The organism is Tsukamurella conjunctivitidis (assembly GCF_007858475.1).
GTDB classification, from domain to species: Bacteria; Actinomycetota; Actinomycetes; order Mycobacteriales; family Mycobacteriaceae; genus Tsukamurella; species Tsukamurella conjunctivitidis.
Window position 1 is genome coordinate 1 of record NZ_VIGX01000237.1, and the last position, 554, is coordinate 554.

The 554-nt window shown below is 67.1% G+C and carries 1 protein-coding gene; it reads right to left on the reverse strand.

Translation table 11 applies throughout. The annotated features are described in order from the left end of the window. A partial coding sequence (locus FK530_RS25210) for a cytochrome ubiquinol oxidase subunit I (protein WP_231706804.1) occupies positions 1 to 525 on the reverse strand: 525 nt, incomplete at its 3' end. Positions 526 to 554 lie beyond the last annotated feature (29 nt).

Here is a 554-nt window from a genome sequence, read left to right on the forward strand (position 1 = left end):
GAAGTCCATGTTCGCCGCGTCACCGTACTTCGCGACGAAGTCCGGATTGGCATTGAGGGTCTCGACCATGCGCGCCTGCACATCGGCCACGCCCTCGACGTCACCGCTGAAGGAGTTGGTGGCCATGAACGCCGCAACACCGGGAACCTGCAGGAACTGGGTGGGTGCGCCCTCGTCGTCCAGGGGGCATGCCCCGAAGGAGGCGATGGTGAAGGCGGCCCCGGGGGTGTCCACGCAGACACCCTCCGCGACGGCCATCTTCATCGGCTGGATGCGCACCAGTTCCTGGCCCTGGACGTGACCGGTCGCTGCTGTCCCCAGGCCGCCGATGATGATGACCAGGAGCCCGAAGCGTGCCAGGGGGCGCCAGATGTCGCGTGCCTCGCGACGACCGGCCTCCCCGCCCTCACGGGCGGCCCGGGTCATCCACCAGATGGCCAGGCCAGCGACGAATGTGCCGGCAACCAGCCAGGAGGAGGTGATGACGTGGCTGAACTCCCACACGAGCACCGGATTGGTGATCACCTTGGCGAACCCTCCGATACCGTCCAGTT